A 7,147-nucleotide genomic window follows, 5' to 3' on the forward strand; every position below is an offset into this window, starting at 1 on the left:
TATTTGGACAAATTCTTTCTGCCGACTTCTGCCGGCTGTCTGCCTGGCTGGCCCCGCTATTATGTATCACCGCCGTATGTTGCGAAGCTCTTGACTCGGAGAATCAACGCGGCTAAAGAAAGACCGTTGCCTAAGCAACGAATAGGCGGATGAGAGGACTGGAGGAGTCTTTGTCATCGATGCCGGTCGGCTATGGCCGGCAGATCGGTTTCAGCGTTGAAATGCGCTTTTGTGGGAGGAAGACATGACGACATGGATGAAGCGGCCCGCGCGTCTGGCGTGCGGGGCGGTACTTGGCATAATGGCCGCAGCGCTTGACGCGCATGCGGCCGAGTTCGAGTGGAAGATGGCGACGCCATACAGCGGTGGGCCCTGGCTGGAGCGGGACGTTCAGCTTTTCATCGAGAACGTGCGCGACCTAACGGACGGCAGGGTCGAGATCACCGCCTATCCGGGCGGTACGCTCTACAGCCAGCTCAAGGTCACCGAGGGCGTGAGCAAGGGCGTTGCCGAAGCCGGCCATAATTGGCCCGGATACGACTGGGGCGTCAACGAGACCACCGTGCTTTTCGCCGGGCACCCCTTCGGCATGACGCCGGAAGAGCTCATGCTTTGGTTCTACTCCGGAGGCGGGCTGGAACTGTGGGAGGAATTCCGGCGCGAGCAGTTCGGCGTCGTTTCCCTTCCCTGCACGATCGGGGGCACGAGTACCGGCTTCCATTCGCACAAGCCCGTGCAGACGCTGGAGGACTTCAAAGGGCTCAAGCTACGGACATCGGGAGCTTTCGCCGAGATAGCTGCGCGCCTTGGGGCCTCGACGATGGTGATCCCTGGGGCAGAGGTCTATGAGGCGCTGGAGCGGCACGTCATTGATGCCGTCGAATGGGGCAGTCCCGAGATCAACCGCGCGACCGGTTTCCTCGACATCGCTCAATACGTCATCACGCCCGGACTCGACCTTGCTGGGGGATCGTTCGAGTGCATGTTCAATCCCGAGGCCTGGGATTCTCTGACCGACGGAGACCGCGACCGCATCCGCCTGGCCGCCAAGCACACGTTGTTCGAGACCTGGGTGCTGGGCTCGGCGTCGGACCTCGATGCCTTCGAGGGCTTTGCCGAGGGCGCCAACGAGATCGTCCGCGTCGACGACGAGGTGCTGGACGCCATCAACAAGGCCACCCGCCAGTGGGAGGACGAGATCGCGGCCGAGAACGAATGGTTTGCCAAGGCGCTGTCCTCGCAACGCGCGTTCAAGGAAAAGCTTGCGGTCTGGCCGGAGTACCGGTTCCAGATCGGAACCCTGGGTAAATGAAGCCGGCCGGCGCGACGGGACACCGTCGTGCCGACCTGTGCCGCGCCCGGCATGCCACGTTGTAACGCCCCGGTGCGACCGCTCCGCACCTTGGGCAAGGGAGTCACGATGCCATTCATCAACCTGATTGAACGTCCGGCGGAATATGCCGGCCATGTTGCGGCGATACTTGTCGTGCCACTGGTTGTCGTCCTGCTGATCGAGGTCGTTGCGCGCTACGTTCTCAATGCACCTACCGCCTGGGCCTTCGACCTGACCTACATGCTGATGGGGTCGATCTTCATGATGGCGATGAGCCACGCGCTGAAGTGTGGCCACCACGTGAACGTCGACCTGATCCAGCCACACCTGCCGCCGCGCTTCAGGGCCACGATCAAGCTCGTGTGCTTCGGGACCCTGTTGCCGGTGCTCGTCTGGATGTCGTGGTACCTAGGCATCGCCGCCCACGATGCTTATGCGCGTGGCGAAGTGGCCGGTCTGTCGGCCTGGAATCCTCTGATCTGGCCTTTCAGGGCGGTCTGGCTGCTGGGGTTTGCGCTTCTTGCCCTGCAGGTTTTCGCAGAGGTGGTCAAATCCTTGTTGGCCCTTGTATCCGGCCATGACTACGGGGCAGTCGAATGAGCGCTTATCTCGGCTTCATGATGTTCCCGGCTCTGATGGTCCTCATCCTGCTCGGGTTTCCGATTGCCCTGTCTATGATCCTCGTGGCCGTGGGCTTTGGCTTGGCCAAGTTCGGCGACGGCGTGGTCTACCAGATCATCTCGAAGATCGACGACGTCACATCGAACTCGGTCTTGGCGGCAGTGCCACTTTTCATCCTGATGGGTTCGCTGCTCGAACGGTCGGGGATCGCGGAGCGGTTGTTCGAAGCAGTTCACGTTTGGACACGTCGCCTGCCCGGCGGCCTGGGCGTAGGAGCCATTGCCATCGGCGCGATCTTCGCCGCGGCAAGCGGGGTCGTCGGTGCGACAGAGACTGTGATCGGGCTGCTCGTGGTGCCAATCATGCTGAAGCATCGCTACGACAAGGCCCTGATCTCGGGCACGGTCTGCGCCAGTGGTTCGCTTGGCACGGTCATCCCGCCGTCGATCACAGTCATCGTGCTGGGGCCGGTTGCGAACATTTCGGTCGGCAGCCTGTTCGCGGGGCTCCTGCTCCCCGGCCTGATTATGGCGCTGCTCTTTGCGGTCTACGTGATCGGCATCTGCATGTGGAAAAAGGAACTGGCCCCCACCATCGACGACGACCTGCCGCCGGTGGATCTCGTGACCAAGATCTGCACATCGGCCGCCGCCCTGCTGCCGCCGCTGGTCCTTATCTTCCTCGTCCTCGGAACGATCCTCATGGGGATTGCTACACCGACCGAAGCCGCGGCTTGCGGCGTGGCGGGAACGATCGTCATGTCGATCCTCTACCGGCGTTTCAGCCCGACTGTCATCTGGAGGGCGCTGCGCCAGACGGCTGCGATCACGGCAATGATCCTCCTCATCGTGCTGGGCGGCAACATGTTCGCGGGTGTGTTCTTCTCCACCGGAGGTCTAAACGGGGTACGTACCCTACTCACCGATCTCGGTATCACGGGGTGGGGCGCCATTGCCACGATCCTCGCGGTGGCTTTCGTGGCGGGCTTCGTGCTGGACCTGATCTCGGTTGTGCTGATCATGATCCCGATCTCGATGCCGATCGTTACCGGTTACGGCTTCGACCCAATCTGGTTCTGCATCGCCTTCCTAATCGTGCTCCAGACAAGCTACCTTACGCCGCCCATGGCGCCCTCTATCTTCTACCTGCGCGCCATCGCGCCGCCCGAGATCCGGCTGGGCCACATGTACAAAGGCGTCCTGCCCTTCATCTGTGCGCAGATCGTTGTTCTCATCCTCGTCATCGCGATCCCCGAGATCGCGACATGGCTGCCTGAAAAGCTGAGCGGTCCCCGCTGGTAACGCAAATCGGCCGGACACGCACCCCTTACCCCCCAACAGTGCAGGAGAATTCAAATGTACACCCTCGAAGGCCGCGTGATGGTCGTCACCGGGGCTGCCGGAGAAATCGGGTTTCAGGTGGCGCGCCTTGCTGTGCAGGCCGGCGCAACTTTGGTCCTGACCGATGTGAACATGGCGCGCTTGGAAGAGCGTGCGGCTACCCTTGGCAAGGGGGCGGAGCCGCTGCTTTGCCGGCAGGACGTAACCGAGGAGGCCGATGCGCTAGCCGTGGCGGAACAATGCCGCACGCGCTACGGACGGGTCGACCTCGTCGTCTGTGGTGCCGGCCTCTACGAACGTCTGCCGTTGGCAAAGCTCGACACGGCCGGGTGGCGTCGGACCATAGCGGTCAACCTCGACGGCGTCTTCCACACGATACACGCGCTGCGCGACCTGCTGTCTGACGGCAGCGCGATCGTCAACATCGCCTCGCACGCCGGTCACCAGGGCAGCGGAGAGCACAGCGCCTATGCCGCCGCGAAGGGGGGTGTCCTTGGCCTGACGCGCAGCCTTGCGAAAGAGCTTGCGCCGCGCACCCGCGTCAACGCTGTCTCGCCGGGCCTCGTGGACACCGAGATGCTCCGGGCGATGAAGGACGGCCGTCGCGAGGCCATGATCGCGTCGACACCGATGGGCCGGATGGCCTCGGCCGAAGAAATTGCACATGCCGTGCTGTTCCTGTGCGCCGGTGAGGCCGGGTTTTTCAACGGCGCCGCGCTTCATGCCAACGGCGGCCTTTACATAGCGGGTTGAGCCTCGACGGAGGGCATCCTATGCTTCACTTCTCGATTGAAAATGTAAAGTGCGGGCTCCCGGTCGGTGGGACTGTCCGAAACGAAAGGCACGTCATGCAAACGCGTCCGGCGACACCGAAGATGATCAACGGTCGGGCGACGCTGGATCTCGATATCCACGTACCCTCTTTGCTCAACTGGGTCGCCAACAAGCTGGGGCGGGGCGCGTCTGCCGAGTTCCGCGAGAATTTCGGGATCGGCATCACCGAGTGGCGCATCATCGCGCTGCTTGCCATCGAGCCCCGTATCACCGCGCACCGCATCGTCGAGGTGATCGGCCTCGACAAGGGGCCAGTCAGCCGGTATGTGAAAAACATGCAGGCGAAGGGTCTCGTCCAGCTCGAACCGAACGAGACCGACAGGCGCAGCCAGCTGCTTTCGCTGACCTGCACGGGCGAAGAGCTACATGACAAGGTCCTGCCTGCCGCGCTAGAACGGGAGCGGCGCTTCCTCAGCGTCCTGTCCGAGGTCGAGATCCACCAGCTTGTCGACATGCTGAACCGTCTTCACGACATTCTTCCCGAGGTCAACCAGCGTGGAGAGGCTGATTCCTGAGCGCTGCAAGAGTTTTCGCCAGCCCGGCGAAGGCAGCCTCGACGGAGGCGAGCGTGGAGGGAAGTTGCAGGAACCCGTGGGGACAGCCAGACCAGATCTCGATCCTTAAGGGCACGCCGGCTCGCGCCAACTTGTCCGCAAGCCGATATCCGTCATCCCTCAGCGGATCGAGCCCGGCGATGCCTAGAAGGACAGGCGGCAGCCCGGCAAGACCCTCCTCGATTTCGCGGGTGTATGCCGCCCGATCTGTCTCGCCTAGGTATCCGTCCCAGTAGCGCCGCATCGAGTTTGTGGACAGGCCGAAACGCCCGTCGCCGAATGCCGCGTGGCTGTCCGTATCGAACTCGGGCGCGAAGCAGCCGTACATCAGGACCAAGGCCTCTAGCGGCGGAGCGTCCGCTTTCGCCAGGGCAATGCCCACGGACAGTGCGAGGCTGGCCCCGGCACTGTCGCCGGCAATCACGATGCGGCGGATGCCAAGGTCATCACGCATCCAGCGGACGGTCCGGAGGCAATCGTCGATCGCGCCGGGATGCGGAGTTTCCGGCGCCCTGCGGTAATCGACACCGACAACGCGCGCTCCGACGTGTGCGCTGAGGTTGCGCATCAGGCTGTCGTGGGTGTCGAGGTCGCCGAAACGCCAGCCGCCTCCATGCACGAAGAGTACCGCCATGCCGTCTGCGCAATCGCGGTCATGGATACGGAGTAGCGGGCCATCCGGCAGGCGGATGTCCTCGGTAAGGCCGGCTGGCGCAGTGTCCTGCCCGAACAGGCTGCGGAAGCGATAGTGCCGTCGAGCCTCGCCTAGCGGTCGTGCGAACAGGTCGATCGGAGCAACCGCGTGGTCGCGCCGCTTCAGGAACGCGGCAAGGTCGGCGTTGAGTTCGGAAGCCGCAGCTCGGTCCACGGGCATCACTCCCAGACGAATTCGCGGCGACCGCCGTCGATGCTGACAACAGCCCCGTTGATGAAGTCGGCCTGTCTGGATGCCAGGAAGGCCACAAGCGCCCCCAGCTCTTCCGGGGTGCACATCCGCCCCTTGGGGTTCTGTTCCTGGATTCTCTTCATATACTTGGGCGAAAACCCGGCAACGAGGTCCGTTGCCACAAATCCCGGGGCAATGGCATTCACGTTGATCCCCATTGGCCCGAGCTCTTTCGCGACGTTCCGGGTGAACCCGGCCACCCCGGCCTTGGCCGCGCTGTAGTTCGAGATCCCGGTCCGGCCCCCACCCGTGTAGTGGATGGACGACGTGTTGATGATCCTTCCGAAGCCCTGGTCTCGCATGATCGGCGCCGCGGCCTTGGTGCACAGGAACGTGCTGTACATATGGCTGCGGATGACGTAGTCCCAGTCTTCGAACGACAGGTCGATCACCGATTGCCCCAGGTATCTTCCACCCACCCCCGCATTGTTGACGAGTATGTCGAGCCGGCCGAAAGCGCCGACCGTGCGCGCGACGATCGCGTCAACATCGCCGGGGTCCGTCACGTCCCCGGGCGCGGCCAGCGCTGAGACACCAACTTCCGCGATCCGGGCCGCCCCCGCCTCGGCGCAGGCCGCGTCGATGTCGTTGACGACGATCTTGACACCTTCGCGGGCCAGTTCCGTTGCCTCGGCATGTCCTATCCCCCGCCCTGCGCCGGTAACCAGCGCGACGCGGTCGCGAAGTTCGAGGTCCATTCAAGTCTCTCCTTCTCTCGGCAAATGCGCATGCGCCAGTGGGTTCGTCCAACGTCTCTGCATTCGCTCCATCTCGCAACGATAAGACTTGCTTTTAGTTGCTTTCGCAACCATAAATTTCGGTAAGCGGTCATTGCAAGCAACGGATCACGGGCGACGGTGGCCCCGCCCGGCAGCGCCGATCGATCAACAGTAAAAGGTCGCTGCGATCATCAAAGGCGTCGTGAGGGCGGCAGATGCCTGGGGGCTATCGAACGCTGAGGCTGCAACCCTCTTCGATGTTCCGGGCGCAACCTGGGGACGCATGAAGGCTGGCACCTACAAGGGTATTTTGGATCAAGACAAGGTGACCCGCGCCAGCTTGCTGATTGGGCTCTACAAGGGGTTGAGGCTGCTGTTTAACGGGCCGCTTACCTTCGGATGGCCGAAGACCGTATCGGCGCGTGAGAACTTCTAAATATCTCAACCCCTGTGTCTCCACGATTGGACATGATCAATCAGCGCGCGCAATTTCGGTGCCATGTTCCGGCGTTGCGGGAAGTAGAGGAAGAAGCCGGGAAACGGCGGCAGGAAATCCTGAAGCAAGGGGATGAGTTCGCCTGTTTTCACAAACGGGGCGAATGTCTCCTGTCACTGGCGAGTGGAAAGAATGTGGGGATCAAGCCGCGCGAAGCTGTCCTTTGCCAAGCCTTCCATCCAGGGCTGCGGCTCTGACAGTTGCCACTCGATGTGCGCCTTTCGGGAACCAACGCATACGGCGCTTTTTGCCCATGCGAGCGTTGGCTATGTCATTCACTAGACCTTCTGCTCGCGATGTAGAA

At 62.5% G+C, this 7,147-nt stretch carries 9 protein-coding genes and 1 pseudogene; 7 read left to right on the plus strand and 3 right to left on the minus strand.

What is annotated here, in order from left to right; translation table 11 throughout:
• The first annotated feature begins 244 nt into the window (after positions 1-244).
• The 5 genes from RBB18_RS21025 to RBB18_RS21045 all read left to right on the plus strand — a co-directional run bounded on the left by RBB18_RS21025 (position 245) and on the right by RBB18_RS21045 (position 4,643).
• Positions 245-1,312, plus strand: coding sequence for a C4-dicarboxylate ABC transporter substrate-binding protein (locus tag RBB18_RS21025; protein ID WP_306112388.1), 1,068 nt, complete (start codon positions 245-247; stop codon positions 1,310-1,312).
• A 108-nt stretch (positions 1,313-1,420) separates the two neighbouring features.
• Positions 1,421-1,933, plus strand: a complete 513-nt coding sequence (locus tag RBB18_RS21030; RefSeq protein ID WP_306112387.1) for a TRAP transporter small permease subunit — start codon at positions 1,421-1,423, stop codon at positions 1,931-1,933.
• The gene (locus RBB18_RS21035) at positions 1,930-3,255 is read left to right on the plus strand and encodes a TRAP transporter large permease subunit (RefSeq protein ID WP_306112386.1); all 1,326 of its coding nucleotides are present in this window, start codon (positions 1,930-1,932) and stop codon (positions 3,253-3,255) included. The genes RBB18_RS21030 and RBB18_RS21035 overlap by 4 nt, the downstream gene beginning before the upstream one ends.
• Positions 3,256-3,309: 54 nt before the next feature.
• Positions 3,310-4,047 carry an SDR family NAD(P)-dependent oxidoreductase gene (locus RBB18_RS21040; protein ID WP_306112385.1) on the plus strand — a complete coding sequence of 246 codons (738 nt, stop codon included), beginning with the start codon at positions 3,310-3,312 and terminating at the stop codon, positions 4,045-4,047.
• Positions 4,048-4,142: 95 nt separating this feature from the next.
• Positions 4,143-4,643 (plus strand): MarR family winged helix-turn-helix transcriptional regulator, encoded by a 501-nt coding sequence (locus RBB18_RS21045; RefSeq protein ID WP_306112384.1) that lies wholly within the window; start codon positions 4,143-4,145, stop codon positions 4,641-4,643.
• Here the strand turns inward: RBB18_RS21045 and RBB18_RS21050 are convergent.
• Positions 4,615-5,550, minus strand: a complete 936-nt coding sequence (locus tag RBB18_RS21050; RefSeq protein ID WP_306112383.1) for an alpha/beta hydrolase — start codon at positions 5,548-5,550, stop codon at positions 4,615-4,617. The genes RBB18_RS21045 and RBB18_RS21050 overlap by 29 nt on opposite strands.
• A 5-nt stretch (positions 5,551-5,555) precedes the next feature.
• Entirely contained in the window at positions 5,556-6,326 is a 771-nt protein-coding gene (locus RBB18_RS21055) for an SDR family NAD(P)-dependent oxidoreductase (RefSeq protein WP_306112382.1), read from the minus strand.
• Positions 6,327-6,549: 223 nt separating this feature from the next.
• Between RBB18_RS21055 and RBB18_RS23240 the strand changes: the two genes are divergently transcribed.
• Both RBB18_RS23240 and RBB18_RS21060 read left to right on the plus strand, forming a co-directional pair.
• A complete protein-coding gene (locus tag RBB18_RS23240) occupies positions 6,550-6,783 on the plus strand; it encodes an antitoxin Xre-like helix-turn-helix domain-containing protein (protein ID WP_371931686.1) in 234 nt (77 codons plus the stop codon).
• 32 nt (positions 6,784-6,815) lie between these two features.
• Positions 6,816-7,040, plus strand: coding sequence for a hypothetical protein (locus RBB18_RS21060; RefSeq protein ID WP_306112380.1), 225 nt, complete (start codon positions 6,816-6,818; stop codon positions 7,038-7,040).
• On the opposite strand, the pseudogene RBB18_RS21065 reads toward RBB18_RS21060, so the two are convergent.
• A pseudogene (locus tag RBB18_RS21065) lies at positions 6,985-7,147 on the minus strand (ISKra4 family transposase); the annotation flags it as partial. The gene RBB18_RS21060 and the pseudogene RBB18_RS21065 sit on opposite strands and share 56 nt — an antisense overlap.

The sequence above is a fragment of the Roseovarius sp. MMSF_3298 genome (genome assembly GCF_030733705.1).
Taxonomy (GTDB): Bacteria; Pseudomonadota; Alphaproteobacteria; order Rhodobacterales; family Rhodobacteraceae; genus Roseovarius; species Roseovarius confluentis.